The sequence below is a fragment of the Okeania sp. SIO2F4 genome (genome assembly GCF_010672385.1).
Classification (GTDB): domain Bacteria; phylum Cyanobacteriota; class Cyanobacteriia; order Cyanobacteriales; family Microcoleaceae; genus Trichodesmium.
Map to the genome: position 1 here is coordinate 1 of NZ_JAAHGT010001472.1, position 1,170 is coordinate 1,170.

Below are 1,170 nucleotides of genomic sequence, written 5' to 3' on the forward strand. Positions count from 1 at the left end.
TGGTTTGTTGCCTGATGTGATGCTTTTTGACCCAGATATGCAGCAAGAGGAAATGCCTTTGTTACTGGAGCGTAATTCACCTTATCTGGAATTCTATGAAAAGTTGCGGACAAATTTGCACCGTCAGGGAAATCAAGCTCCAAAAGTTTTACTTTTGAGTAGTGGAGCTAAAGAAGAAGGGAAAACATTTTGTGCTTATAATTTGGCGATCGCTGCTGCACGAGCAGGTAAACGAACACTTGTCATTGAAGCAGACTTAAGGTCTCCATCAAAAGCTGAGTCTCTCAAAATTGTTCCTCATCCACATAGCTGTGCTGAACCACTTCGTTATTATGGGGATATTAATGATTGTATTCGACAAGTACCAGAGATAGAAAATCTTTATATGATACCTAGTCCTGGTGTTGTTAAACAACCAGGAGGAATCATTGAATCAAGTGAAATGCAAAGACTACTTTCAGACTCGCGACATCGTTTTGACTTTGTTATTCTAGATGCTCCTTGTATGACTCACAACAATGATGCTTTTATTCTAGAACCATATACTGATGGGATGATTATTGTGACTCGACCACACTATACTGTATCAGGTATGCTCACAGAAGTTATAGAACAGCTAACAAATGATGAAGAAGATGAATCTAGTAAGTCTGGTCCTAAGTTTTTAGGAGTTGTGGTTAACGGAGCAGATATTCCTGTAGATTTTCCATTGGAACCACTGGATGATTTGGATATATCTGAGTCACAGATCGCTGACTCACCGAGACCTAGTATAGGAGCTACAGCATCTACAGGAGGAGTGTTAACACAGGTTCAGAGCTAATTGAAGCTTTTATCAAAACCTTGGCAGAAAACTGGCCCTATTCTGAAAGGAAGCGTTTTTGAAGTAATATCAAATCTGGTTAGTCAAATTCAGAAAAATTATATAGCCTGTGCTATATTAGTCTGGAATTTTTGAAAAAAATTACCAGTGAAATTAGGAAAAACTATCTATAAACTTAAACATGAATTACTATCAGATAATCTGAGAAAAGAATTGAAGAAGCCCACAATAAAATTTAAGGCTAGGCTTGATTTTACAGGTGTTTTTTAATCTTGTGAAAACAAGAGCAAAAACTTTTAGCCGATTGCCTAAAAAATTATAGCTTTGGCGGAGCAAGTGCGGCAGCA

The 1,170-nt window shown here is 37.6% G+C and carries 1 protein-coding gene; it reads left to right on the forward strand.

Annotated features, from left to right (window positions below; all coding sequences use genetic code 11):
• A partial coding sequence (locus F6K22_RS41305; RefSeq protein WP_293111007.1) for a tyrosine-protein kinase family protein occupies nt 1-823 on the forward strand: 823 nt, incomplete at its 5' end.
• Nucleotides 824-1,170: the final 347 nt, after the last annotated feature.